This is a genomic window from Kocuria sp. JC486 (assembly GCF_011602805.1).
GTDB classification, from domain to species: domain Bacteria; phylum Actinomycetota; class Actinomycetes; order Actinomycetales; family Micrococcaceae; genus Kocuria; species Kocuria soli.
Genome location: NZ_JAAOZS010000015.1, coordinates 19177 through 44936, shown reverse-complemented (window position 1 = coordinate 44936; position 25760 = coordinate 19177). Strand labels below are relative to the sequence as shown.

Here is a 25760-nt window from a genome sequence, read left to right as displayed (position 1 = left end):
CCCCTCTGAGCGAACCCCGCCCCCTCTCCCGCCGAGCCCTCCCGAAACTCGCCCATCACGCCCTGATGGGCGAGTTTCGGGAGGGTTCAGCGGGAGGAGGGGCAGGCAGGTGCAGCGGGCCGCGAGTAGCGTGGGCGGCGTGAGTGACAACCAGACCGACCGCCCGACCGTCGTGATGCTGGTGCGGCACGGGGTCACGCCCACCACGGGGCAGGTGCTGCCGGGGCGTGCCCCCGGATTGCACCTCTCCGACCGGGGACGCGAGCAAGCCCAGCACGTTGCGGACCGGCTCCAGGGGGTGCCGATCAGCGCGATCTACACCTCGCCCATGGAACGCACCCGTGAGACGGCGGAACCCACGGAACGGTTCACCGGCCTGCGGGCTCACGTCGAACAAGACCTCATCGAGTGCGACTTCGGCGACTGGACCGGCCGCAACCTCGCGGACCTCATGAAGCTGCCGGAATGGTCCACGGTGCAGCGGGCGCCGTCGTCGTTCCGGTTCCCGAACGGCGAGAGCTTCAGCCACATGCAGGCGCGCACTGTCGACGCCGTGGATCGGCTCCGTGAGGCGCACCCCGGTGGCGTGGTCGTGTGTTTCTCCCACGCCGACCCCCTCAAGGCCGTGATGGCGCACGCGTTGGGCACGCACCTGGACCTCTTCCAGCGCATCGTGATCGACCCGTGTTCCGTGTCCGTGATCGCCTACCACCCCGGCCAGGCGCCGCAGGTCCTGCGCACCAATTCCACGGACGGCCCCCTGTCCGGTTTGGTTCCGTCATGACGACGCACGACGACGAAGCGCTGCTGGCCACCGGGGAGATCGAGCCCGTCGGGCTGATCGAATCCAGCAGCAATTCCGCACTGTTGGCCCAGGTCAGCGCCGAGGGTGTCAGCAGCATGGCCATCTACAAACCCGAGGAGGGTGAGCGTCCGCTGCGCGACTTCCCGCCGCGGATCTACCGGCGCGAACGTGCCGCGTACGTGCTCTCCAACGCCCTCGGCTGGGGCATCGTGCCGCCCACGGTCCTGCGTGACGACGCCCCGTTCGGCCCCGGCTCCGTGCAGAAATTCGTCCCGCACGACCCCGCCCAGCACTACTTCACCCTCTACGACAGTCACCCCGAGACCCACGAGCAACTGCTGCGGATGGCGGTCTTCGACGTCGTCGCGAACAACACCGACCGCAAAGGTGGCCACGTCCTGCTGGACCCCGACGGTCACGTGTGGGGGATCGACCAGGGGCTGTGCTTCTCCGCGCCGTTCAAGCTGCGCACGGTGATCTGGGAGTTCGCGGGTGAAGAGATTCCCGCTGAGCTGATCAAGGATCTGGAACCGATGCACGAGGACCTTCCCGCGGAACTCGAGGACCTCCTGTTCCCGGTCGAGCAACTGGCCATCCAGATGCGGATCGCCGAGCTCCTGGACACGGGACGGCTCCCGTTCGACGAAACGGGCGGTTACCGCATCCCCTGGCCACCCTTGTGATTTCCCGCCGAGTGTCCGAGTTCGGTCGTCTTGGATCCCTGGAATCGACCGAACTCGGACATTCGGCGGTGGAGGTGGCGGTGAAGGCGCGGCAACCGCGCGGCAACCTCTTGCCCTCCCTGTGATCCGCGTCTACAGTCGCTCGTGAGTTAATGCTCACAGGATTGTTACTTGGAGCCCCCCGCGGGACGTGAACCGAGGCAAGACCTGAGATTGCACATCCGTGCGTCTCAGGTCTTTTTTATTGCCCGGAATGATCCATCGAGCGTTCACACCAGGCCCCGACGACGACGCCGGGGCGGAACCGGAATGGGAGAACACCATGGCGAAGGTGGATTACCCGGCACTTGCCGATGACATCCTCGAGAGGGTCGGCGGGCCGACGAACGTGAAGGACGCCACGCACTGCATCACGCGGTTGCGGCTGCGCCTCAAGGATCTGGACAAGGTCGACAAGGACGGCATCGGCAAGCTGCCCGGCGTGATCACCACGGTCGAGGCCGGTGGCCAATACCAGGTGGTCATCGGGGACAACGTGGGCACGGTCTACAACGCCTTTGCCAAGCGCCTACCGGATCAGGCCGTCGGCGGAGACGAAGACCCGCAGGAGTCCGGGGAGAAGCAGAACATCATCAACCGCTTCATCCAGCTGGTTTCCGCGATCTTCCTGCCGATCATCTGGACTCTGGCCGGTGCCGGCCTGTTCAAGGCCTTCGTGGCACTGGCCGTGACACTGGGTTGGTTGGACGAATCGACCACCACATACGTGATCCTGAACGCTGCTTCCGACGCAGTGATCAACTTCCTGCCCATGTTGCTGGCCATCACCGTGGCCAAGCGCTTCGGAGCCAACCAGTTCGTCCTGGTGGGCATTGCGGGTGCGTTGGTCTACCCCTCGATCATCGGGCTGTACGAAGCCGGTGAACCCGTCTCGTTCTTCGGCATTCCCGTGGTCATGATGAGCTATGTCTCCTCCGTGATCCCGATCATCGTTGCCGGCTGGTTGTTGAGCCACATGGAACGTGGGATGGACAAGATCCTTCCCGCTGCGATCCGTAACTTCACCAAGCCGTTCCTGTCCCTGCTGATCATGGTGCCCCTGATCCTCATTGTGATCGGCCCCATCACCACCTACGCGGCACAGGGTCTGGCCGCAGGTGTGACGTTCCTGTTCAACTTGGCGCCCTGGCTGGGCGGTGCCCTGATGGGCGGCCTGTGGCAGGTGCTGGTGATCTTCGGCCTGCACTGGGGCCTGGTCCCGATCGCGCTCAACGACCTCACGACGGTCGGCTACAGCATCCTCTTCGGCCCAGTCCTGGCCGGTGTGTTGGCGCAGGGCGCGGCCACGCTTGCCGTGTTCATCCGCACCCGCAACCCCAAGCGTCGTCAGGTTGCCGGCCCCGCAGCGGTGTCCGGGATTCTGGCGGGCGTCACGGAACCTGCGATCTACGGTGTGAACCTGCCCATGAAGCGGCCCTTCTACTTCGGCGTAGCCGGCGGCGCAGTTGGCGGTGCCATCATCGCCATGGGCGGGGGCGCCATGGATTCATTCGTCGTGCCGTCTCTCTTGGCGATCCCGGGCTACATGAACGTGGGCAACTTTGCGATGACCATGATCGGTACCGGTGTGGGCATGCTGGTGGCCTTCGTTCTCACGTTGCTGTTCATGGACCGCGAGTCTGCGGAGGGTGCTGCCGACGACGCCGCGGCTCCCGCGCCCGCTGACGACGTCGCGCCCGCGCCCCAGGACCCGACCGCGCCCACGGGTGCCCAGACCGCGGTGGCCGCGGGTGCCGCCGGCGGGGCGGCAACCGCAACGGCAACCCGCAACTCGGTGGTCGACGTGGTTGCCCCGGTCTCCGGGCGCATGGTGGCCTTGGAAGAGGTCCCGGACAAGGTTTTCGCCTCCGGCGCCTTGGGCAAGGGCGTGGGCATCGTGCCGGACGAAAACGTCGTTCGCGCGCCGATCACCGGCAAGGTCATCTCGGTGGCCAACTCCGGGCACGCCTTCGGCCTCAAGTCCGACGACGGCGTGGAGCTGCTGGTCCACATCGGCATCGACACCGTGGAACTCAAGGGTCAGCACTTCGACGTCGCCGTTGCCAAGGGCGATCAGGTCCAGGCCGGTGACACCCTCGCCACCGTGGACATGAACGCGGTCGCCGAAGCCGGCTACGACACCACCATCATCGTGACCGTGACCAACACCGCCAAGCTGCAAGAGGTCACCCCGGCAACGGCCGGACCGGTCGAGGTGGGCGCGCCCGCCGTCGTCGTGATTCCGTGACCTGACAACCGAGAAAAGCCATCCCAGACACGCAGACAGACGAACGAAACGTGAGGAGACAACCATGACGACGACGTTCCCCGAAGGCTTCCTGTGGGGCGGTGCCACCGCGGCCAACCAGTTCGAAGGTGCCTACGACCAGGACGGCAAGGGCCTGTCCATCCAGGACATCATGCCCAAGGGCATCGTGGCCCCGCCGACCGAGGAGCCGACCGAGGACAACCTCAAGCTGGTGGGCATCGACTTCTACAACCGGTATGCCGAGGACATCGCCCTGTTCGCGGAGATGGGCTTCAAGACCTTCCGGTTCTCCATCGGGTGGAGCCGTATCTTCCCTAACGGCGACGACGAGACGCCCAACGAGGAAGGGCTGGCGTTCTACGACCGCGTCCTGGACGAGTTGGAGAAGCACGGGATCGAACCCCTGGTCACGATCTCGCACTACGAGACCCCGCTGAACCTGGCACGTGAGTACGACGGTTGGACCGATCGCCGCCTGATCGACTTCTACGAGCGCTACGCCAAAACGCTGTTCGAGCGCTACGGCAAGCGGGTCAAGTACTGGCTGACGTTCAACGAGATCAATGCGATCATGCACGCCCCGCTCATGGCCGGCGGCATCCTCACGCCCAAGGAGCAGCTCAGCAAGCAGGATCTTTACCAGGCGATCCACCACGAGCTGGTGGCCTCTGCGCGTGTGACCCGCTTGGCTCACGAGCTGAACCCCGACCTACAGGTCGGCTGCATGCTCATCGCCATGCCGACCTACCCGCTCACGCCGGACCCGCAGGACGTGCTGGCCGCCAAGGACGCGGAGCACGTGAACTACGCGTTCGGTGACGTCCACTGCCGCGGCTGCTACCCGGGGTACTTCCTGCGCACGCTGCGGGAGAACGGTGTGGAACTGGAGATCACGGATCAGGACCGCGAGGACCTGAAGAACACCGTGGACTTCGTGTCCTTCAGCTACTACGTGAGCGTCTGCGAGTCGGCGGCCCCGGACAAGGCCAAGGGCGAGGGCAACATCATGGGCGGCGTCCCCAACCCCACCCTGAAGGCCTCCGAATGGGGCTGGCAGATCGACCCCGTGGGTTTGCGCATCGTTCTCAACGACTACTGGGACCGGTGGCAGAAGCCGTTGTTCATCGTGGAGAACGGTTTGGGCGCCAAGGACCAGCTGGTCGAGGTCGACGGGGTGAAGACCGTGGTGGACGACTACCGCATCGACTACCTCAACCAGCACCTCTACCAGGTGGGCGAGGCCATTGCCGATGGCGTGAACCTGCTGGGCTACACCACGTGGGGCTGCATCGACCTGGTCTCGGCCTCCACGGCGCAACTGTCCAAGCGTTACGGCTTCATCTACGTTGACCGTAACGACGACGGCACGGGCACGCTGGAGCGGTACAAGAAGAAGTCCTTCGACTGGTACAAGCACGTCATCGCGACCAACGGTGGTTCACTGACCGCCTGAGCCACCCAGGCCTACCTGCCGAGTGTCCGAGTTTGGTCGTTGTCTGACCGCAGACGCGACCGAACTCGGACACTCGGCAGGGGTGTGCCGAGGAAGGGGAGTGTTCGTGGAGATCCTGAGGGTCTTCAACAACAACGTCGTCCTGGCCAGATCCGCCCAGGGCGACGACGTCGTGCTGACCGGCCGCGGCCTGGGGTTCCAGGCCAAGCCCGGGCAGACGGTGGACGAGTCCAAGGTGGTCCGGACCTTTGCGCCGGTGGACGGGCGCGACGTCGATCACCTGGGCCAGCTGGTGGCGGCGGTCCCGCCTGAGCACGTCAAACTCGCCGTGGTGGCGTTGGAAGCGGCGGGGCTCTCGGAGGTCGTGGAGAACAGCCCGTCCCTGTTGGTCACGCTGTCAGATCACTTGAGCTTTGCCATCAAGCGCGTGCGCGAGAACATCCGCCTGGACTATCCCCTGGAGACCGAGGTGGGGCACCTGTTCCCCAGCGAACTCCAACAGGCCCGCCAGGTGTTGGCTGCCGTCAACGCCGAAAGCGAGGTGCAACTGCCGGACGGTGAGGCCGTGGCCATCGCGTTGCACCTGGTCAACGTGGGGTTCACCACGGGGGACCTGTCCTACACGTACAAGCTCACGGGCATCCTCCAGCAGCTCCTGGACGTGGTGGGTGAGGCCTACGGCCGGCGGCTGGACAACACCTCCATCAGCGTGGCCCGGTTCATCACCCACCTGCGCTATCTGTTCGTGCGCATCCAGTCCGGCAAGCAGCTGGAGGGTGAGCCCTCCGCCGTCGGGACCGCGATCCGTGAGTCCCAACCGGAGGCCTACCGCACGGCCAAATTGGTCGCGACGTTGCTGGACCTGCGCCTGGACACCACGGTCACCCCGGACGAGACGGCCTACCTGGCCCTGCACATTGCCCGAGTCGTGTCCGACCCCAGGGTCTGACAAGCTTGACGGAGCATCCGGTCGATCCCGGAGGCGCCGATCCCTCAATCACGCGCGACCCTGCGACAGAGGGGTCAAAGCGGCACCAAAGCGACATCAACGCGATACCAAGGAGACCCGACAGCATGACCGACTACCGCCTGGTGGCCTTCGACATGGATGGCACGCTGTTGGACTCGACGCGGAACCTCCAACCGGGCACCCGCAAGGCGTTCCATGCCATGCACGCCGCCGGGACCAGGATCATGTTGGCCTCCGGCCGGCCCGTTCCCGGGCTGCACCTGTTGGCCAAGAAGCACGGGCTGGGGGAGAACCTGGTGTTCGCCGCGATGAACGGTTCCGTGGTGGTGGATCAGGCAACGGACGAGATCATCGCCAGCCACGCTCTGCCCAAGGACGTGGCCAACAATCTGATCCGCGCCGCCAAGGCCGCGGGGATCCTGGTGATGATCCCCCACGGTGCGGACCTGTACGTGGAGGACGATTCGAGCGAACGCGTCCACTACGAGGCAGAGGGCAACGACCTGACGCTGCGCGTGGTCGAGGACCTCACGACCATCGAGCCCGACCCCACCAAGATCGTGTTCGTGGCGGACCGGGAGCTCTCCCAGTCGCTGCACGACGAACTGCTGCGTGAGTACGCGGGGCGGATCGAACTGGCCTACTCGTCGCCGATCTACCTCGAGGCCACGGCCGCGGGCATCGACAAGGGCTCCGCCGTCGAGGACTTCTGCACCGCCAACGGGCTCACGCTGGACCAGGTGATCGCCTTCGGGGACAACGGCAACGACGTCGGAATGCTGCGCAAGGCCGGGCTGGGGGTGGCCATGGGCAACGGCATCCCGGAGGCCAAGGGCGCCGCCGACCTGGTCACCACCTCGAACGACGACGAAGGCATCGCCCGCGTCCTCGCCGAGCACTTCGAGTTCGACACCGACTTCTGAGAAGAGAGTTCTGAGGACGATTCCCTGTGACTTTCGGCGATAAGTGGCGGTGTTCTGCGGGCGCTTCGTGGCGGTCGTCTCAGTTGGTGGTGCCGATGACGAGGGTGCTCTGGGCGGCTTCGATGACGTCGTTGGTGATGGTGTCGAGTTCGTTGATCTTCATGACGCGCTCGATCTGAGGGAAGAGGCGTTCGAGCAGCCGGAAGTTGCCGCGGGTGATGCGGGTGATGCTGGCGATGGCCTGGGCGTCGGTGAAGTCCTCGGGATCGAGGGTCTTGCCGAGGGAGCGCCAGTGGCGCTGGAGGACGAAGAGCAACTCGTCGGTGCCCAGGGGACGGTATTGGTGGGCGAAGCCGACTCGGCTGTAGAACTGGGGGTAGTGGCTGAACTGCTTTTCCAGGCCTGGCATGCCGATCAGGATCAGGGCGATGTTGTCGCGGTCGTACAGGTCGCGCAGCAGTTCCAGAGAGGCGGGGCGGAGCCGTTCGGACTCATCGACGATGATCAACTGCACGTGGTTCCTGCCGTGCCGCCGTGCCCAGGTCGGCGTGGTGTCCTGTCCGACTGGTTCGAGGTGCTGCTCGATGCAGATGTTGGTGCGGGTGATGGCCTGGTCGAGTTCGTCCTTCAGCGCCCGGGGCGTGGTCAGCACGCTGGGGGTGTAGAGCACGGTGCGGCTGCGAGCGAGGGTGGCGTAGATTTTGACGTCGCTGTCGTCGCGTGGTCCCCAGTAGGTCAGCAGGTCGTAGGCCTTCTCCCAGTGGGCGTAGCGGCGCGCGGAGAGCGTCTTGCCCACCCCGGCCGGGCCGAAGCAGAGGCCGATGGTGTGGCCCCGCCGGACGGCGTCGGCGAACTCGGTGAATCGGCGGTGCTCTTTGGTGACGATGAAGCGCTGGCTCACCTCAGGTCCTCCTTGTAGACCTTCAACTTCCGCCGCGGCGCCGGTGCCGGCTCCTCGGTCGCCGGTGGCGATTCGATGGTGTGTGCGGCGACGACGGCGATGCGTTCGTTGATGCCCTGCCGCAAGGCCCGGCGGCGGGCGTTGCGAGCGGCCTGGATTTCCTTGAGACCGATCTTCTGGTCGTGATGCTCCTGGTTGACGGCCTTGCAGAGGAACTCGTCGTGGTCGAACACGCGGATCTCGGTGATGTCGCGCGGGTCGTAGCGGACCACGACCGATCGTCCGACATAGCCAGCCAGCGTCGGAGAGACGTAGCGCAGCCCCTGGAAGCGGATGCCATCACGGCGCACCACCCGTGACTGGGCGACCGTCAGCAGTAGCCCGTCGAGGCCTTCCAGGCTCTCGGGCATGCGCGGCAGCCAACCCTCGGCGATCCACGCGCTGCGCGGCGAGACGCCGAGCTCGCTGTGGGTCCGGTCGTTGTAGGTGGCCACGAACCCCTCCAGTGCGCTGTCCAGCTCGGCCAGGGACAGCGTCGGTGTCGGGGCGGGGTGGCCCTCGGCGATGTATCCGGGCAGGCCGGCGAGAAGCTCGGTGTTGACGGTGCCGAAGAACCTCTCGATCTTGCCGCGGCCCTGGGGCCGGGCAACGATGGAGTGGATCAGCCGGATGTGCAGGTCGACGGCGGTGCCGGTGAGATGGTGGCTGATGAAGTCGCTGCCGTGGTCAACGTAGAGCACGTCGGGGATGCCGCACATCGGCCAGGCCGGGTCGGCCTTGTGCCAGATCGCCTGCCGCAGCGCCAGCGCGGTGTTCATCGCCGAAGGAGCACCGAGGAAGACCGTGTAGCCGCAGATCGCCCGGGAGCAGTCATCGATGATGGACGTCAGCCATGGCCGGGCGGGCTTCCCGTCGGTGCCCGCGACGAGGATGTCGAGCAGGGTGTGGTCGGCCTGCCACATCGCATTGGGCCGCTCGGCCTGCCGCCGCAGCACCAGTTCGTGCTTGTCCCGGTAGGACGCCGCACCCTCCAGGGCGAGGGTGACCATGCCCGGATCCATGCCGCCCACGATCGACCGGACCACCCCATAGGAGGGCACCGGCCAGCCCTCCTGAGCGCAGATCTCAGTCGCCTTGCGGTGGATCGTGGCGATCGCGGGTCCGGGCTTGCTCAGCGCCAAACCCTCGATCAGCCGGACGAGCTCGGCAGGCAGATGGCGGGTGCCCGCATCCGCACGCGGCCTCGCATCCAGGCCCGCGTACCCGTCGGCGCGGTAGCGGGCGTGCCAGCGCTCCAGGGTGCGCAGACCGATCCCAGTCTGACGGGCCAGGGTCGTCAGCGCGATGCCGTCCTCGACATGCAGCCGCAAGATGCGCCACCGCGCCGCCCCGTCCACCTCACACCTGCTCGGACACAGCGTCACGGGCACGGGCGGCCTGCTGGTGGCGATACAGCGTCGCACGCGACCACCCGACCAGACGGGCGGCATCTTCGGCGGTCCGGCCCTTGGCACGAGCATCCTGGGCGATGGTCAGCTTCTCCGCGATCACGGCCGGGTCAACCGGGGGCCGACCGAAACGGGTGCCGTTCGCCTTCGCCGCGGCGATCCCGGCATTGACACGTTCGGTGATCAGCTCGCGCTCGTACTCGGCCAGCATGCCCAGCATCATCCGGCCCGAGGTCGTCTCTGGGTCGATCCCGTCCGAGACCGATTGGATCTTCACCCCCTGGCCGCGTAGCAGGTTGACGGTGCTCAGGACATCGAGCAGGGAGCGGCCGAGCCGGTCGATGCGCCAGACCACGACGGTGTCACCGGCCTCGGCGTAGTCGAGCAGGCGCTTCATCCCCGGGCGCTCGATAGCGGTTCGGCTGCCCGAGGTCACATCGGAGAACACGTCCCGCTTCTGCACCCCGGCACCCACCAGCGCATCGACTTGCAGCTGCGCGTCCTGCGCAGCCGTACTCACCCGCGTGTACCCCAGATGCCTCTTACCCCAAGCATGATGCAGAAACCCCTGGAACGCACCCCCTTGAGGCACTTTCCGTCAAGACGACTTCGCAAGACACCTCCGAAAGCCTGTGCGCGCAGGGAGCGAGTCCGAGGCCGAGTGCCCGAGGTGTGTCTCATCAAACTGTCCATTAATAAGACACGCGGAGCGACGTTTGACCCATGGGAGGAGGGGATCAAGGATTTCCGTTCACTTGCACGGCGTCGCGCAGGTCAACTGCGGTGGACTTCCAGATCAGTTCAGTCATTGCTGTATAGTTCAGCGGGTGCTGACTATAGATTCTCGTTTGGATGTGATGAACCGGCTGGGGCGGGCGATGGCCGACCCGACCCGGTCGCGGATACTGCTGACCCTGCTTCAGCGCCCGGCCTACCCGGCCGAGCTGGCCCGAGACCTGGAGCTGACGCGGCCGAACGTGTCGAACCACCTGGCGTGCCTGCGGGACTGTGGGCTCGCGGTCGCCGTGCCCCAGGGCCGCCAGACCCGGTATGAGATCGCGGATCCGCATCTGAGCCGGGTGCTGACCGCCCTGGTCGACGTGACCCTCGCGGTCAACGAGAACGCACCGTGCCTGGACCCGGCCTGCTCGGCGCCGGGATGCCGCAGCACGGGGGTGGAGGCATGATCCTGTCCTCGATCTTGCAGGCAATTGGCCTGTTCATCGCCACCAATATCGACGACATCATCGTGCTCTCGCTGTTCTTCGCCCGCGGCGCGGGCCAGCGCGAGACCACCGCCCGCATCCTGGTCGGCCAGTATCTGGGCTTCGTGGGCATCCTGGGCGCGGCCGTGCTGGTCTCCCTGGGGGCCGGGGCGTTCCTGCCCCCGGAGGTCATCCCGTACTTCGGACTCATCCCCCTGGGCCTGGGCCTGTGGGCCGCCTGGCAGGCCTGGCGTGGGGACGGCGACGACGATGACGACGAGGCCAAGGTCGAAGGCAAGAACGTGGCGGTGTGGACCGTGGCCGGGGTGACCTTCGCCAACGGCGGAGACAACATCGGGGTCTACGTCCCGGTCTTCCTCAGCGTGGGCCCGGGCGCCGTGGTGGCTTACTGCATCGTGTTCCTGGCGCTGGTGGCGGTGCTGGTCGCCCTGGCCAAGTTCGTCGCCACCCGCCGGCCGATCGCCGAGGTCCTGGAGCGCTGGGAACACATCCTGTTCCCCATCGTGCTGATCGGTCTGGGTGCCTTCATTCTGGTCAGCGGCGGGGCCTTCGGCTTCTAACTGCGTCACCGGCCCCGCACGCGGCGCCGGTGACGCAGATCGGCAGCCTCGACCACAAGGAGGTCTCCGACCATGGCCGATGCCGACGTCCTGGTGATCGGCACCGGCCCCAAGTTGCGGACAGCTTCACTTCTGGGCGGACGCCCTGTGCCGCCATTTATCTCATCAAGAATGCCGCCACATACCTGCAAAAGTCACAATTCCCGACAACCACGGCGCGGGGCGGTTCGCCCTCGCTACCGTGGTGGGATGACACGCGTGACCGGACCGCGGACCTGGTGGGACGGGCCCCTCGATGTGGAGGGACTGGCTCTCCAGGCGGTTGCTGCCGTCGCGGACGCGCTGGGTGCCCTCACCGGGAAACCGGATCGGTACGCCGTGTCCGCGCTGGCGACCTTCGCAGCCTTCAACTCGCTGGGGCACTTGCGGGTGGACGGCCGCTCGCCACGCGGCTTCGCGCCGCTCTCCGGGTTCTGGCCCACGCGCGATGGCTGGATCCGCACGCACGGCAATTACCCGCATCACCGCCAACGTCTCCTGTCTGCGCTGCGGCTCGACCCGGGACTGAGCGACGACGACGCCGTCGGGCAGCTTTCCGCGGTGCTGCATGAGCTTCCCGGTGATGAGGCGGAACGGGCGATCCAGGCCGTCGGTGGAATCGCCGCACGTGTCCGGACACCCGACGAATGGGCGGGAACGGCCATGGCCCATGCTGTGGCCGACGAACCGTGGATCCGTGTCGAACCGTCTTCTGGCGCAGGCCGATCCTGGCAGACACGGTCATCTGCGTGGGCGCCTGACGGGGACGTGTTTCGTCCGCTGACGGGGTTGCGCGTCCTCGACTTCACCCGCGTGATTGCCGGGCCCGTGGCCACGCGGGTGCTCGGGGCACTGGGCGCGGAGGTCCTCCGGATCGACCCGCCGTCCCTGCCGGAGTTGATGGACCAGCACATTGACGCCGGGTTCGACAAGCGTTCGGCCCTCGCGGACCTTTCGGAGCCCGCGGTGCTGGCAAGGGTCCGGGAGCTGATGGCCGAGGCCGACGTCGTCGTCTCCGGGTACCGACCCGGAGCAATGGCGAGGTTCGGCCTGGACGCCGCCACCCTGGTGGCTGAGCATCCGCACCTGGCCGTGGCCGAACTCGACGCCTGGGGGCCGGCCGGGCCGTGGGGCGGAATGCGCGGATTCGATTCGATCGTCCAGGCAGCCTCGGGCATCGCGACGATTTACGGATCGGGCGCGGGCGAACGCTGGCGACCCGGAGCGTTGCCGTGTCAGGCCCTCGACCACGCGACCGGTTACGGGATCGCTGCCGGATTGATCCGGCTCCTGGCCGAGCGCCGGGAGTCCGGATGCGGTGGCCGCGTCCACATGTCGTTGGCCCGGACGGCAGTCGAACTCATGGGGTTACCGGTACCGGAAGTCACGGGCGGACCCGCGGCCAAGTCCGGGGCAACCTCGTCACCTGAACCCGCGTTGCGGAGCAAGACCAGCGACTTCGGCGTGCTGGAGTACGTGCCCCTCCCGCTGACGATCGACGGTGAGTTGCTCGATTACCGTCGGCCACCCATGCTGCCGGGATCCGCAGAGTTGGCCTGGCGCTGAGCGTGATGAAATGGCTGTGATCGCCAACCGCCGGAGCAGGCGGACGGTTCCGGTTCCGGGGTCTGGTGTGCCGCGATGATGATGGGAGTTGCCTGATGACTGTTGAATCCTTGGTCCTGGTCGCCAATGCCGGTGACGGGAGCATTTCCGTGTTCCGATGTGACGGGACCTCCCTGGAGCGACTATCCGTGACCGAAGGGCTCACCGGCTGTTCCAACTTCGCGGTGGATACCGAACGGAACCTGGTGCACGCCGCCGTGAAGGGTGATCCCGCGGGGATCGTGACCCTGAGCCTCGATCGTGAAACCGGGCAACTGGGCCAGCTGGGTCGGGTGGACCTTCCGCAAGGTGGGATGAACTACCTCTGGCTCACCCGGGGCGGAACGGTTCTGCTGGGCGCCTCCTACGGCGGGGGCTACGGCATCACCGCACCGGTCGACGGCACCACGGTGGGCGCCCCCGTCGCCACTGTCGAACACCCCAATCTGCACAGTGTGGCGGCCAGCTCCGACGGGCGTTTCGTCTACTTCGTGTCCCTGGGGGCGGACCTGGTGGCGCAGTACGCGCTCGACGACGACCTGGGGCTCACCCCGCTGGCAGCAGAATCGGCGGCGGCCCCGGAGGGTTCCGGCCCGCGCCACCTGATCTTCAACGACGCCGAAGACACCCTGTACGTGATGACCGAGTTCTCCGGTGAAGTGCTGCGTTTCAGCAGGGACAAGAGCACCGGTGAGCTGACCGCGGTCGACGCCACGAACACCGTCGACCCGGATGCACAGCTGCAGCAAGGTGTTCTGGGCGGGAGTCCGCTGGACGAGCACGCCATTTGGGGTGCCGACATCCACTGGGGCGCGGATGAACAGACCCTGTGGGTCTCCGAGCGGACGGAGAGCACCTTGGCCGCCGTGGAGGTGGCCGCGGACGGCTCGCTCACCCCGCCGGAGAACTACACGGTCACGGAGACCCAGCCGCGCGGTTTCGCCACCAGCCCGGACGGCCGCCTGCTCGTGGCGGCCGGTGAACGGTCCACGCAGGTCTCGCTGTACGCGGTCGACGGCACAGAGCTCAAGCTGCTGGACCAGGCCGAAACGGGCAAGGGCGCCAACTGGGTGCGTTTCGTCTGACCGGTCGCGGGGCGCCCGCCCTACAGCTCCGCCGCCAGGCGGGTACCCTGCCCGATGGCGCGTTTGGCGTCCAGCTCGGCGGCAACGTCGGCCCCACCGATCACGTGCACGGCCAACCCCCGCTCGCGCAGGGGCGCGGCCAGGTCGTTGCGGGAGACCTGCCCCGCGCACACCACCACGGTGTCCACGGGCAGCGTGATCTCGGCCCGTCCGGCGTCGGCGTCCTTCGGGTCGACGGGAACGGTGAGGTGCAGGCCGTCGTCGTCGATGCGTTCGTACGTGGCGGCCGGAATCATCCGCACGCCCTTGTGCTTGAGCGACGCGCGGTGCACCCACCCGGAGGTCAGCCCCAGGTCCTTGCCGATCGGCGTCGCCCGCCGTTGCACCAGGACCACCTCCCGCGGTGACGGCGCCGGGGAAGCCGGCCCCAGACCGCCCGGGGTGTCGCTACCGGCAACCCCCCACTCGGCGCGCCAGGCGGCCAGGTCCAACGACGGCGATTCGGGGTGTGTCAGGAATTCGGAGACGTCCACCCCGATGCCGCCCGCCCCGATGACCGCCACGCTCTGGCCGGCCACACGTCGGCCGCTCAGCAGCTCCGGGTAGGTCATCACCGACGAGTGGTCCAAACCGTCGATCGCGGGGACCCGCGGTGCGACGCCGGTGGCCAAGACGACCTCGTCGAAGTCCTGCTGGGCCAGGGAATTGGCATCCACGGTGGTCGACAGATGCACGCTGACCCCGGTCAACTCCAGCTGGCGGGTGAAGTACCGGATGGTCTCCGAGAACTCCTCCTTGCCGGGAATCCGTTGCGCCAGGGCGAACTGACCACCCAGGTGGTCCTGGGCCTCGAACAGATCGACCCTGTGCCCGCGCCGTGCCAGGGAAACCGCGCAGGACAGCCCAGCCGGGCCCGCGCCGATCACGGCGATGTGCTTGACCCGCCGGGCCGGACTCAGGATCAGGCTGGTCTCGTTCCCGGCGCGTGGATTCACCAGACAGGTGGCCCGCTTGTGCGCAAAGGTGTGGTCCAGACAGGCCTGGTTGCATGCGATGCACGTGTTGATTTGGTCTGCTCGCCCCGACCCGGCCTTGTCCACCCATTCCGGATCCGCCAGGAACGGGCGGGCCATGGAGATCAGGTCCGCCTGCCCTGCGGCCAGGATCTCTTCGGCCGTCTCCGGAATGTTGATCCGGTTGGAGGCCACCACGGGCACGGAAACGGCCGCCTTCAACTCACCGGTGACTTGGGCGAACGCTGCTCGGGGCACCGAGGTCACGATGGTGGGAACCCGCGCCTCGTGCCACCCGATCCCGGTGTTGAACACGTCCACCCCGGCGCGCTCGAGGTCCCGGGCCAGTGCCACGACATCGGGCCAGCTCTGCCCGCCCTCCACCAGGTCCTGCAGGGAGATCCGGTACATCACCAGGAACTCCGCCGGGACAGCCGTCTTCACGGCCTCCGCAACTGCCACCGGGAATCGGCGACGCCGCTCGGGATCACCGCCCCACTCGTCCACCCGATGGTTGGTCCGCTCCGCCAGGAACTGGTTGAGCAGGTAGCCCTCCGATCCCATGATCTCCACGCCGTCGTACCCGGCCTGGTGCGCCAGTTCGGCCGCCCGGCCGAAGTCGCGAACCGTCCGGTCGATCTGCCCGGGCGTCATTTCCGCGGCGTGATACCGATTGATCGGCGCCTGCGACGACGACGGTGCGACGGCCCCCTCGTGCGCCGCGTACCGGCCGGCGTGCAGAAGTTGCAGCAGAATCTTGCCCCCGGCCTGGTGCACGGCCGAGGTGATGACGTGATGCTCGGCGGCCTCCGCCGTCGTCGTGATGCGTCCGCCACCGGGGTAGAGCACTCCGGCCTCGTCGGGGCTGAAACCGCCCGTGACCATGAGAACGGCACCGCCGCGGACCCGTTCGGCGAAGTAGGCGGCCAGCTCCGGGAACTGGGCGGGGTCGTCCTCCATCCCGGTGTGCATCGAGCCCATGATCACGCGATTTGGGAGGGTGACCGACCCCAGGGTGACCGGTTCGAACAGGTGGGGGTATGCGTTCATGGGGCAGTTCCGGGCCTTCCGTGTGGGCTGCATCACTACTATACGCAAAGACCGGAGAATAGTGGGACTCACGGTTCCGGAAACTTTTGCCGCACTCGGCCGGGTGAAGTCGGTCGGATCAGGCGATCAGGACCCCCGCGATCGCCGCACTCATGAGGTTGGCCAAGGTCCCGGACAGCACGGCCAACAGGCCCAGCCGGGCGATTCGGCTGCGCTGGGTGGGGGCCAGGCCGCCCAGCGCGCCGATCTGAATGGCGAGCGTGGCGAAGTTGGCGAACCCGGTCAGCGCGAACGTGACGATGACCTGCGTCTTGGTCGAGTAGTTGTCGATCTCCGGGCCGAAGGCGCTGAATGCCACGAACTCGTTGAGCACCAGCTTCTGGCCGAGGAAACTGCCCGCCGGAACGGCCTCGTTCCACGGGACGCCCACCACGAACATGACGGGCGCGAAGATCCATCCCAGGATCTGTTCCAGGGTCAGGGCTTCCAGGCCGAACAGCCCACCCGCGGCTCCTAACAAGGTGTTGACCAGCGCAATCAGTGCAATGAAGGCCAGCAGCATGGCGCCGACGTTGAGGGCCAGTCCCAGGCCCTCGCTGGCACCACGTGCGGCGGCGTCGATCACGTTGGCGGGTTCGTCGTCGTCCTCGGCCTGGTGGGCGATGTCCTCCGCGTCCCGGACCTCTCGAGGTGCCTCCGTGACGCTCGCAGTGTGAGCTTCTGCGGACGTGACCGTGGAACTCCCGGCCGCCTCCGTCGCCTCGTGCTCCGGGTCCGTCTGTGATTGCTGCCGTCGCTTGAGTTCCTGCGCGGATTCCGTGGCGGCACCGCGTTTGCCTCCGCGTTTGAAGAGCCCCACCAGGCCCTGACGACGACGCGGTGGGGCGGTCGTCGGTTCACCAGTGCCGGCGTCGGTCCATTCCGGCCCTTCCAGGGCTCCCGCCGGGACGATCAACTTGGCGATGAACAGGGCGCCTGGGGCGGCCATGAAGCTGGCGGCGATCAAGTACCGCAGTTCCGCGCCGAGCAGTGAATACCCCACCATCACGGACCCGGCCACGGTCGCCATCCCGCCGACCATCACGGCGAACAGTTCGGAGGTCTTCAATCGGGGGAGGTGCTGCTTGATGAGCAGCGGGGCTTCCGACTGGCCCAGGAAGATGTTGGCGGCCGCGTTCATGGACTCCGCGGTGGTGGTGCCGAAGAGCTTTGCCATCCCGCCGCCGATGATCTTGACCACCCACTGCAGGATCCCCACGTAGTGCAGGACCGCGGTCAAGGACGCGAAGTAGACGATGACCGGCAGGACCTGGAACGCGAACACCGAGCCCTCCTCCGGGAGGATCGGGCCGAAGAGGAAGTCGATCCCGGCATTGGCCGAGTTGATGACCGACTGCACACCACCGGTGATCGCCTCGAGGGCCGCGCGCCCGGCCGGAACGTACAGGACCAGGACCCCGAACAGCACCTGCGTGAGCAGAGCCAGGCTGACGGTCCTGATGCGAATCTTGCGACGGTCGACGGAGAAGAGCACCGCTATGGCGATGATGAACACCATTCCGCCCAGGCCCCACAGCACGTTCATCCCGGTCTCCACCATTCGGGTCGGGTGCAGGTCGTGTGTGTTCCACGGTACAGAAGACCCTGCGCCGTCCTGGTTGCCGAGTGCGCAGTTTGATCGCCCCTGAGCGGTTCAGGGGCGATCAAACTGCTACTTCGGCGAGGTGAAGGGACTAGAACACCATGCCGAAGGCGAGCGGTCCCAGGATCAACGTGAACAGCGTGATCAACAGGACGCCGACCACGTTGAGGATGGCGCCGCCGCGGACCATTTCCGTGATCTTCACGTGGCCGGAGGCGTACACGATCGCGTTCGGTGGGGTGCCCACCGGCAGCATGAACGCACACGTGGCAGCCAGGGCGGCTGGAATCAGCAGCGAGATCGGATCAATGCCGAGCCCGATGGCCACGCCGCCCAGGATGGGGATGAACGCTGCCGCTGTGGCCGTGTTGCTGGTGACTTCCGTGAGCAGCAGAACCACCGCGACGACGACCGCCAGCAACAGCACGATGGGCAGCGCCCCCAAGCCGCCGACCTGATCTCCGAACCACACGTCCAGGCCGGTGCTGGCCACGGCTGCTGCCAGGGACAGACCGCCACCGAACAACAGGAGCACACCCCACGGCAGTCCTTCTTCGGCGTCCCTCCAGTGCAACGTCATGTTGCCGCGGTTGTCACCGGGGATGATGAACAACAGGACGCCGGCGGCGATGGCGATCACCGTGTCGTCGAAGACCTCGAGCCAGGGCCAGGCTTCCGCAAGGGACGGGAATCCGGAAAGGATGCCCGGGACGATCCAGAAGAACGCTGCCGCCACGAAGACGGCCAGCACGACCCATTCGCCTCGAGACATTCGCCCCAGGTCATTGATCTCCTTCTGAATCAACTGTTTTCCGCCGGGGATCTCTTTCAGGTTGAACCGGAAGATCACGAAGGTCATCAGGAGCCACGAGACGCCGATGAACACGATCACGATCGGGACACCCAGGAGCATCCACTGGGCGAACCCGATGGTTTCCCCGAGTTCTTCGCTGATGTAACCGGCCACGATGGCGTTGGGGGGGCTTCCCAGCAGGGTTCCCAGGCCGCCGATCGTTGCGGCCCAGGCGATCGACAAAACCAGCGCCACACCGAACTTGCGGACGTCGGGATTTTCAATGATCTCGCTGAGGGTTTCGGTGGCCGTCAGATCTGTACGAATCGAGGACGTGTCGACGTTCTCGGCATGTCCGTGCTTCTGACTGTTCTCCACCACCAGGGTGAGCACACTCAGTCCGATGGGCAGCATCATGAGCGTGGTCGCGGTGTTCGACACCCACATGGAGAGGAAAGCGGTGGCGATCATCATTCCCAGAATGATCTGCCTCGGCTGTGTTCCTACAGCCCGCAGCGTCAAGAGCGCAATGCGCCGGTGGAGATTCCATTTCTGCATCGCAATGGCGATCAGGAACCCGCCGAGGAAGAGGAACACGATCGGGTTGGCATACGGAGCCGTGGCCTCTTCCGGTGTCAGTTGCGTCAGGACAGGAAAAAGCACGATGGGCAGGAGTGATGTCACGGGGAGGGGAACGGCTTCGGTCATCCACCACACGGCCATCAAGGACCCGATGGCTGCCACCGTCCGCGCGTCCTGCGAAACGTCAGCGGATCCGAGCAATAGCCAGACCGCGAAAAAGGCCACCACTCCCAATAGGCGGTACAGCCAAAGCCGACCGGTCTTGACGTGTGGGGGATGATCATCATCCGTCACCGCCGCCTGGTGGTGCACCGGGTGGACATCCACGGTGTCCTCGTCAGCGGGGGGAGAAGAATCAAAATTCATGTCAGACATCTGATGCACCTCATAACCAGGGGCGGTTGAACGAAATTAACAGTCACCTGAGTGCAAGGGCAATGGTGGGGTCACCGATAGCGCTTTGTGACCGTGCTCACAATGATCTACCGTTGTCGGACACCCCTCCGCGGCCTGTTCCTCACGGGCCGCGGCCCCCGGCGGTGGTGGTCCGGAGACCTACCGCAGCCATCCCACGTTCTGACCCAAGGAGCACCCTTGTCCGAGATCGCCCTCCCCCGACTGGTGGAGACCCCGGCCACGTCAAACACCACCGATCTGTTGGTGCGTAACGCCCGGAAGGCCAGCGATCCGGCGTTGTTCTCCCGGCGGGAAGGGGATCAGTGGGTCGGAATCCCCGCGAGCAGGGTTTTGGCCGATGTGATCGCCCTGGCCAAGGGCTTCGTGGCCGCCGGTGTCCAGCCTGGTGACCGGGTGGCGCTCATGTCCCGCAACCGCCTCGAATGGTCCCTTCTGGACTTCGCGGTCTGGTTCGCCGGTGGCGTCGTCGTTCCCGTGTACGAATCCTCGGCCCCGACCCAACTGGCCTGGAACCTCTCCGACTCCGGAGCCGTCGGACTGGTGGTGGAGACCGCCGAGCACAAGGGCGTGTGGGAGCGGGCCGCCCACAACGAGGACCTGTCCGCCGTGCACAGCGTCTGGTGCCTGGACGAAGGTGCCGTGGGGCACCTGACCGAGGGTGGCAAGGACGTCCCGGACGAGGAGGTCGAACGACGACGCCGCATCGCGGGCCTGGACGACCTGGCCACCGTCATCTACACCTCGGGAACCACCGGTCGACCGAAGGGCTGCGAACTCACCCACGGGAACTTCGTGGAACTCTCCGAGAACGCGGCGGCCTCGATTCCCGAAGCTGTCCACGAGGGCGCCCGGACGGTCATGTTCCTGCCGTTGGCGCACGTGTTTGCGCGTTTCATCCAGGTCATGGCGGTGGGTGCCGGTGTGAACATCGCCCACACCTCGGACATCAAGAGTCTGCTGGATGACCTGAAGAGCTTTGAGCCGACCTTCCTGCTGGTGGTTCCGCGAGTGTTCGAGAAGGTCTACAACTCGGCGCAGCAGAAGGCGGAGGCCGGCGGGAAGGGAAAGATCTTCGACAGGGCGGCGGCGGTGGCCATCGAGTGGTCCCGTGCCGAGGAGCAGGGCAAGGTCCCCCTGACGCTCAAGGTGCAGCACGCACTGTTCGACAAGCTCGTCTACGGCAAACTGCGCGAAGCCATGGGCGGGAAGGTCAAGTACGCGGTCTCCGGCGGCGGGCCACTGGGGGAGCGCCTGGGGCACTTCTTCCACGGCATCGGGCTGCGCGTGCTGGAGGGCTACGGGTTGACCGAAACCACGGCCCCGATCACGGTCAACACCGCCAAGAAGATCAAGATCGGCACCGTCGGCACCGTGTTGCCGGGCAACTCCGTCAAGATCTCCGACGACGGCGAGGTCCTGGCCAAGGGGATCTGCGTGATGCGCGGTTACTGGAACAACCCCGAGAAGACCGCGGAGGCCTTCGACGACGACGGGTGGTTCCGCACCGGCGACCTGGGATCCCTGGACCAGGACGGGTATCTGAAGATCACCGGGCGCATCAAGGAACTGATCGTGACCGCCGGGGGCAAGAACGTGAGCCCCGTTGTGCTGGAGGACCAGGTCAGGGCGCACCCGTTGGTGTCCCAGTGCATTGCGGTGGGGGAGAAGCGGCCCTTCATCGCCGCCCTGGTGACCTTGGACGAGGAGGCTCTGCCGGGGTGGCTGGACGCCCACGGGTTCGACGCGTCCATGACGGTCGCCCAGGCCAGGGAGGACGAGCACGTTAAGAAGGCCGTCGAGGAAGCGATCGAGCACGCCAATCAGGCGGTCTCCCGTGCGGAACAGATCCGAGAGTTCCGGATTCTGGAGCACGACTTCTCCGAGGCGGACGGCACGCTGACTCCGTCCCTCAAGCTGCGGCGTCGTCATGTCCTGGTCAACAACGAGGAACTCATCGACGAGATCTACGGTGGGGCGCTCCAGCACGAGTGAGGCCCTGGATTCGCTGACAGCGAGATCGGGTGTGAGCTTGGGCGACGTCGGGAATCACGGACGGAGTCCGATGGCTGTTCACGGTGAGACCGCGGGAGTTCCCGCACAGCATTCGTGAAAGGTGTTCCGCCGTGGCTTTGCCGCTGTCAGTTCTGGATTTCGCAACCGTCCGTGAAGGTCACACCGTGGGGGAGGCCTTCGCTGAGTCCGTGGCTCTGGCCCAAGTGGCGGAGGGCCTGGGGTACGAGCGTGTCTGGTACACCGAACACCACAACATGGGCTCCATCGCTTCCGCCGCTCCGGCAGTCCTGATTGCCCACGTGGCGACCCAGACGGAGAAGATCCGGCTGGGCTCAGGCGGCGTGATGCTGCCCAACCACTCTCCGCTGACCATTGCGGAGCAGTTCGGCACCCTGGCCGAACTGCACCCCGGGCGGATTGATCTGGGCCTGGGCCGGGCTCCGGGAACTGACCAGGTAGCAGTGCGCGCCATGCGCCGGGATCCGCGCGCCGCTGAGGAGTTCCCGCAGGACGTCAAGGAACTGCAGGGGTACCTGCGTGACGAGTCCAAACTCCCCGGTCTTCGTGCCGTGCCGGGTGCCGGTACGAACGTCCCTCTGTACATCCTCGGTTCGTCGCTGTTCGGTGCCCGTCTGGCGGCGGCCTACGGGTTGCCGTACGCCTTCGCCTCCCACTTCGCCCCGGACGCCCTGGAGCAGGCGGCCGCCGTCTACCGGTCGGAGTTCGAGCCCTCCGAACAACTCGAGCAGCCGTACATGATGGCCGCCGTGAACGTGGTGGCCAATGACGACCCCAACGTGGCCGTTGCCGAGAACGAGTGGTACCGGCGCACCCGGGTCAAGATGATGGCCGGCCGTGGGCGCACCCTGACGGACGAAGAACTGGACCTGGTCATGCACTCGGCGGCCGGGCAACAGATTCTGCACATGATCAAGTACACGGCCGTGGGCAACGGTGAACAGGTCGCTTCCTACGTGAAGGATTTCGCCGAGCGGGCGCAGGCGGACGAATTGATCATTGCCCCCGTGGGCTCATCGGCGGAAATGACGCAGAATTCATTGAAAGTCCTTCGTGACGCCTGGGGTCGCTGAGGAACAGGCGGTTACCGCATAATTGGTACTCGTGCGTAACATTCTTCAGCCGTTCTCTCTGCCGGATCAGACGGGACGGACATGGTTGGTCACGGGTGCCACGAACGGCCTGGGGAAAGAGGTTGCGGCTGCCGCAGCCGGCGCCGGTGCCCACGTGATCGTCGCCGCGCGTGACACGCAGCGGGCCCAGAGGGTCCAACGTGACCTCGGAAATGCCAGCGTGCTGCCCCTGGATCTCGCCAACCTTTCCTCGATCCGGGCGGCCGCCGATTCCCTGGACCGTCCCGTGGACGTTCTGGTCAACAATGCCGGGACCGTCTCCGGGGATCGCACGGAAACCGCGGACGGTTTCGAACTCATGCTCGGAACCAATGCGTTGGGCCCGTTCGCCCTCACCAACCTGGTGTTGCCCCGGGTCCGTGAGCGTGTGGTCATCGTCGGCTCGGGTGCCCACCGGTGGCGCTCCATGGATTTCGAGGACCCGCATTTCCGACGACGGCGATTCTCGTTCGTCGCCGGCTACGGACAGTCCAAGTTGGCGGACATGCTGTGGGGGCTGGGCCTGTCCCGGCGGCTTGCTGAGGGCGCGCGGGAAACGGGTACCCAGCGCATCGCAGTCCAACTGGCCCACCCGGGGTGGGCGCAGACCAACCTGCAGAATCACAGCCCGTGGCCGCTGATCAACAAATGGGTGGGATTCGCTGCACATTTCGGTGGCCAGTCCGCATCGGATGGGGCCCAGAACATTCTGGTCGCTGCCACCCGGGACCTCCCGGAATGCAGTTACGTCGGTCCCTCGGGGCGTGGGGAACTCAAAGGGGCTCCGGTCCTGGTGGGGCGCTCGCAGGCGGCCTCCGATCCGGAGCTGGCGGAGCGGTTCTGGGCCTTTGCCAGTGCTGCGACCGGCACGGATCTTCCCCGCGTTCGTCAATCGTGAGGCAGGTCCGCATACGTGAGGCGGTGCACGCGCGTGCCTCGATCCTCCGTGCGGGGTCTGACAAATCATGCTCAGGAGGCAGCGGCCTCCTGCTTGCGGAGGACGTGCACGGGCCGGGCACGCCCCTAGTCTGAACGCATGATCGAAAGATTCCTCGGACCCGGGAGCAGACGGGGTTGGCTGATCGCGGGGCTGACCCTCACCGCGCTGGTCCTCGGGCCGCTCATCTCCCTGGGCACATATGGGGTCATGGGCTCCTTGGTCGCCGACGGGACCGTGAGCCCCGAGGAGTACCCGTATTCCGAGGAATTCATTTTCGCGTGGATGCTGGTCGACACGGCCGTGGGGCTCGTGGCGGTGGCGCTCTTGCCGATCGCCTTGCGTCGCGCCCCGGAACCGAAGGTCTTGGACGAGGGCCCGGAAGTTGCGAATCTCAGCCTCAAGGAACCGCGGTCCGCCCTGGTCGCGGCCCTGGTGATCGGTGTGCTGGTCGGTGTGTCCGGGGCAGCCTTTCCCGCCTGGTTCATCGCCGTCGTCTCGGTCTGTTCCCGGGGTATCCGGAAGTGGGTGTTCTTCATCCCACCCGTGGCCGTCCTGTCTGCGGTGGGCAGTGTCTTCGTCGTCCCCATGCCGGAGTCCGACATCTGGGTGATCCTCATGGGGATTGCCCTGTCCCTGGCCATGACGGCCGTGCCGGTGCTGATCGGGCTGAACCGGTGGAGTCGGCGTCGTCAGATCAGGGCCCTGCGGTCGGAAGCGGCAACGGCCCGACGTGAGACCGAGGCCGTGGTGCGCGAGGAGCAGGCACGCGCCGCCAAGACCCGTGCCGAGGAACGGACCCGGATCGCCCGCGAAATGCACGACACCCTCTCGCACCGTCTTGCGCTCATCAGCACGTACGCGGGGGCGCTGGACTACCGCGAGGACCTGGACCGGGACACGGTGCGGTCCACGGCGCGGCTGGTCCAGCAGACCGCGGCCACCGCATCCGCCGAACTGCGCACCGTCCTGGACGTGTTGCGCGACGACCCCACGGACACCCGTCCCGAGCCGGACCTCACCCAGGTCGATTCCCTGCTGGAAGAAGTCCGGGCCACTGGTGCCCAGGTTGAATCCCTCGTTCAGCGGCCCGACCTCGGTCAGATCCCGGGCACCGCCTCCAGGACCCTCTACCGCATGCTCCAGGAGGGTCTGACGAATGCCGTCAAGCACGCACCGGGTGCGCCCGTGACCGTGCGATGGCAGGGTGACGACGACGAAGTGCGGCTGACGGTCACCAACCCGTTGACGCCTTCAGATCACGCCGATTCGGTCCATCCCGCCTCCGGCTTCGGCCTGATCGGGTTGGACGAACGCGCCCGTGCCCTGGGCGGTAGCGTCAGGGCCACCCAGACCCAGAGTGAATTCCGACTGGAGGCCAAGGTCCCATGCCGCAGCTGAACCACCCCGCTGATTTCGATGAGGGTTCCGACGGGGATTCCGAGGTGAGCGGATCCAGCCCGGATCCGGTCCGTGTCCTGCTGGTCGACGACGAGGTGCTCATGCGGGCCGGGCTGCGACTGATCCTGGACGGGGCCGAGAACCTGGTGGTGGTGGGCGAGGCGGGCAACGGGGCCCAGGCGGTGGAGAAGGTCCAGGAACTGAACCCGGACGTTGTCCTGATGGACATCCGGATGCCCGGCACGGACGGTATCGAGGGCTGCCGGAGGGTCCGGGCACTCAGCGACCCGCCTGAGGTTCTGATGCTCACGGCCTTTGACACCGACGCCTTCATCCTGGAGGCGTTGGAGGGTGGGGCCATCGGCTTCCTCCTCAAGGACACGCCCCCGCGGCAGCTCGTGCGCGCCGTCCAGGAAGCTGCCGCCGGAAACGCCACCGTGTCGCCGTCGGTGCTCACACGCCTGATTGTGGTGGCCGCGGAACACGGCCGCCGGTCACCGGCGGGGACGACGACGCCGGTCGCGGCCCAGCCAGGTTTGGAGGAACAGGCATCCGAGGCGGCCGCCGTCCCGAGTCCGCTCAACGTCCTGAGCGATCGGGAGCGGGAGATCGCGGACGCCGTGGCCCGGGGGTTGACCAACACCGAGATCGCCGAGGAGATGTTCCTGTCCATCACCACCGTCAAGACACACGTGGCGCGCATCTTCACCAAGCTGGACGTGACCAACCGGGTCCAGGTGGCGATCCTGGTGCTTGAACACGGTCACCGCTGAGCC

General features: G+C 66.4%; 21 protein-coding genes. 15 read left to right on the top strand and 6 right to left on the bottom strand.

The window, feature by feature from the left end; translation table 11 throughout:
- Positions 1–175 precede the first annotated feature (175 nt).
- The 6 genes from GWK18_RS08885 to GWK18_RS08860 all read left to right on the top strand — a co-directional run bounded on the left by GWK18_RS08885 (position 176) and on the right by GWK18_RS08860 (position 7142).
- Positions 176–784 carry an MSMEG_4193 family putative phosphomutase gene (locus GWK18_RS08885; protein WP_166834736.1) on the top strand — a complete coding sequence of 203 codons (609 nt, stop codon included), beginning with the start codon at positions 176–178 and terminating at the stop codon, positions 782–784.
- A complete protein-coding gene (locus GWK18_RS08880; protein ID WP_166834693.1) occupies positions 781–1488 on the top strand; it encodes an SCO1664 family protein in 708 nt (235 codons plus the stop codon). Before GWK18_RS08885 ends, GWK18_RS08880 begins: the two co-directional genes overlap by 4 nt.
- 253 nt (positions 1489–1741) lie before the next feature.
- On the top strand, positions 1742–3775 hold the full coding sequence (locus GWK18_RS08875) for a beta-glucoside-specific PTS transporter subunit IIABC (protein WP_233568655.1): 2034 nt from the start codon (positions 1742–1744) through the stop codon (positions 3773–3775).
- 64 nt (positions 3776–3839) lie between these two features.
- On the top strand, positions 3840–5249 hold the full coding sequence (locus GWK18_RS08870; RefSeq protein ID WP_166834691.1) for a glycoside hydrolase family 1 protein: 1410 nt from the start codon (positions 3840–3842) through the stop codon (positions 5247–5249).
- 100 nt (positions 5250–5349) lie between these two features.
- Positions 5350–6198 (top strand): PRD domain-containing protein, encoded by an 849-nt coding sequence (locus GWK18_RS08865; protein ID WP_348535907.1) that lies wholly within the window; start codon positions 5350–5352, stop codon positions 6196–6198.
- A gap of 125 nt (positions 6199–6323) precedes the next feature.
- A complete protein-coding gene (locus tag GWK18_RS08860) occupies positions 6324–7142 on the top strand; it encodes an HAD family hydrolase (RefSeq protein WP_166834689.1) in 819 nt (272 codons plus the stop codon).
- A gap of 79 nt (positions 7143–7221) precedes the next feature.
- Here the strand turns inward: GWK18_RS08860 and GWK18_RS08855 are convergent, their stop codons facing one another.
- From GWK18_RS08855 to GWK18_RS08845, 3 genes are read right to left on the bottom strand one after another with little or no spacing between them, the layout of a single operon-like run.
- Entirely contained in the window at positions 7222–8043 is an 822-nt protein-coding gene (locus tag GWK18_RS08855; protein ID WP_166834687.1) for an AAA family ATPase, read from the bottom strand.
- Complete coding sequence (locus tag GWK18_RS08850; protein WP_123824445.1) at positions 8040–9440, bottom strand: Mu transposase C-terminal domain-containing protein; 1401 nt, start codon at positions 9438–9440, stop codon at positions 8040–8042. The genes GWK18_RS08855 and GWK18_RS08850 overlap by 4 nt, the downstream gene beginning before the upstream one ends.
- A gap of 1 nt (position 9441) precedes the next feature.
- Entirely contained in the window at positions 9442–10053 is a 612-nt protein-coding gene (locus tag GWK18_RS08845) for a recombinase family protein (RefSeq protein WP_199732530.1), read from the bottom strand.
- Positions 10054–10318: 265 nt separating this feature from the next.
- Here GWK18_RS08845 and GWK18_RS08840 point away from each other — a divergent pair, with 265 nt between their 5' ends.
- From GWK18_RS08840 to GWK18_RS08825, 4 genes are all read left to right on the top strand, one after another.
- Positions 10319–10678 carry a metalloregulator ArsR/SmtB family transcription factor gene (locus tag GWK18_RS08840; RefSeq protein WP_123824446.1) on the top strand — a complete coding sequence of 120 codons (360 nt, stop codon included), beginning with the start codon at positions 10319–10321 and terminating at the stop codon, positions 10676–10678.
- Entirely contained in the window at positions 10675–11277 is a 603-nt protein-coding gene (locus GWK18_RS08835) for a cadmium resistance transporter (protein ID WP_053547801.1), read from the top strand. Before GWK18_RS08840 ends, GWK18_RS08835 begins: the two co-directional genes overlap by 4 nt.
- A gap of 249 nt (positions 11278–11526) precedes the next feature.
- The gene (locus tag GWK18_RS08830) at positions 11527–12882 is read left to right on the top strand and encodes a CoA transferase (protein ID WP_166834685.1); all 1356 of its coding nucleotides are present in this window, start codon (positions 11527–11529) and stop codon (positions 12880–12882) included.
- A 95-nt stretch (positions 12883–12977) separates the two neighbouring features.
- Complete coding sequence (locus tag GWK18_RS08825) at positions 12978–14006, top strand: beta-propeller fold lactonase family protein (RefSeq protein WP_123824447.1); 1029 nt, start codon at positions 12978–12980, stop codon at positions 14004–14006.
- Positions 14007–14026: 20 nt separating this feature from the next.
- Here GWK18_RS08825 and GWK18_RS08820 read toward each other — a convergent pair whose 3' ends face one another.
- From GWK18_RS08820 to GWK18_RS08810, 3 genes are all read right to left on the bottom strand, one after another.
- Positions 14027–16069, bottom strand: coding sequence for an NADPH-dependent 2,4-dienoyl-CoA reductase (locus tag GWK18_RS08820; protein ID WP_166834683.1), 2043 nt, complete (start codon positions 16067–16069; stop codon positions 14027–14029).
- Positions 16070–16187: 118 nt separating this feature from the next.
- Positions 16188–17654 carry a NupC/NupG family nucleoside CNT transporter gene (locus GWK18_RS08815; RefSeq protein ID WP_166834681.1) on the bottom strand — a complete coding sequence of 489 codons (1467 nt, stop codon included), beginning with the start codon at positions 17652–17654 and terminating at the stop codon, positions 16188–16190.
- Positions 17655–17802: 148 nt separating this feature from the next.
- Positions 17803–19461: a DASS family sodium-coupled anion symporter gene (locus GWK18_RS08810; protein WP_245193108.1), complete on the bottom strand. Its 1659-nt coding sequence runs from the start codon at positions 19459–19461 to the stop codon at positions 17803–17805.
- Between the two features lie 219 nt (positions 19462–19680).
- Between GWK18_RS08810 and GWK18_RS08805 the strand changes: the two genes are divergently transcribed.
- The 5 genes from GWK18_RS08805 (at position 19681) to GWK18_RS08785 (ending at position 25757) form a co-directional block, all read left to right on the top strand.
- On the top strand, positions 19681–21495 hold the full coding sequence (locus GWK18_RS08805) for an AMP-dependent synthetase/ligase (RefSeq protein ID WP_166834679.1): 1815 nt from the start codon (positions 19681–19683) through the stop codon (positions 21493–21495).
- A 131-nt stretch (positions 21496–21626) separates the two neighbouring features.
- Complete coding sequence (locus tag GWK18_RS08800; RefSeq protein WP_166834677.1) at positions 21627–22607, top strand: LLM class flavin-dependent oxidoreductase; 981 nt, start codon at positions 21627–21629, stop codon at positions 22605–22607.
- 31 nt (positions 22608–22638) lie between these two features.
- Entirely contained in the window at positions 22639–23544 is a 906-nt protein-coding gene (locus GWK18_RS08795) for an SDR family NAD(P)-dependent oxidoreductase (protein WP_166834675.1), read from the top strand.
- A gap of 138 nt (positions 23545–23682) precedes the next feature.
- Positions 23683–24984 (top strand): histidine kinase, encoded by a 1302-nt coding sequence (locus GWK18_RS08790; protein WP_166834673.1) that lies wholly within the window; start codon positions 23683–23685, stop codon positions 24982–24984.
- The gene (locus GWK18_RS08785) at positions 24972–25757 is read left to right on the top strand and encodes a response regulator transcription factor (RefSeq protein WP_123824455.1); all 786 of its coding nucleotides are present in this window, start codon (positions 24972–24974) and stop codon (positions 25755–25757) included. The genes GWK18_RS08790 and GWK18_RS08785 overlap by 13 nt, the downstream gene beginning before the upstream one ends.
- The last annotated feature ends 3 nt before the right edge of the window (positions 25758–25760 follow it).

Coding starts and splice junctions, on each gene's coding strand:
- GWK18_RS08830 (WP_166834685.1), top strand. CDS start 11,527: ATGACACGCGTGACCGGACCGCGGACCTGGTGGGACGGGCCCCTCGAT.
- GWK18_RS08860 (WP_166834689.1), top strand. CDS start 6,324: ATGACCGACTACCGCCTGGTGGCCTTCGACATGGATGGCACGCTGTTG.
- GWK18_RS08835 (WP_053547801.1), top strand. CDS start 10,675: ATGATCCTGTCCTCGATCTTGCAGGCAATTGGCCTGTTCATCGCCACC.
- GWK18_RS08790 (WP_166834673.1), top strand. CDS start 23,683: ATGATCGAAAGATTCCTCGGACCCGGGAGCAGACGGGGTTGGCTGATC.
- GWK18_RS08820 (WP_166834683.1), bottom strand. CDS start 16,069: ATGAACGCATACCCCCACCTGTTCGAACCGGTCACCCTGGGGTCGGTC.
- GWK18_RS08880 (WP_166834693.1), top strand. CDS start 781: ATGACGACGCACGACGACGAAGCGCTGCTGGCCACCGGGGAGATCGAG.
- GWK18_RS08785 (WP_123824455.1), top strand. CDS start 24,972: ATGCCGCAGCTGAACCACCCCGCTGATTTCGATGAGGGTTCCGACGGG.
- GWK18_RS08810 (WP_245193108.1), bottom strand. CDS start 19,461: ATGTCTGACATGAATTTTGATTCTTCTCCCCCCGCTGACGAGGACACC.
- GWK18_RS08825 (WP_123824447.1), top strand. CDS start 12,978: ATGACTGTTGAATCCTTGGTCCTGGTCGCCAATGCCGGTGACGGGAGC.
- GWK18_RS08815 (WP_166834681.1), bottom strand. CDS start 17,654: ATGAACGTGCTGTGGGGCCTGGGCGGAATGGTGTTCATCATCGCCATA.
- GWK18_RS08875 (WP_233568655.1), top strand. CDS start 1,742: ATGATCCATCGAGCGTTCACACCAGGCCCCGACGACGACGCCGGGGCG.
- GWK18_RS08885 (WP_166834736.1), top strand. CDS start 176: ATGCTGGTGCGGCACGGGGTCACGCCCACCACGGGGCAGGTGCTGCCG.
- GWK18_RS08870 (WP_166834691.1), top strand. CDS start 3,840: ATGACGACGACGTTCCCCGAAGGCTTCCTGTGGGGCGGTGCCACCGCG.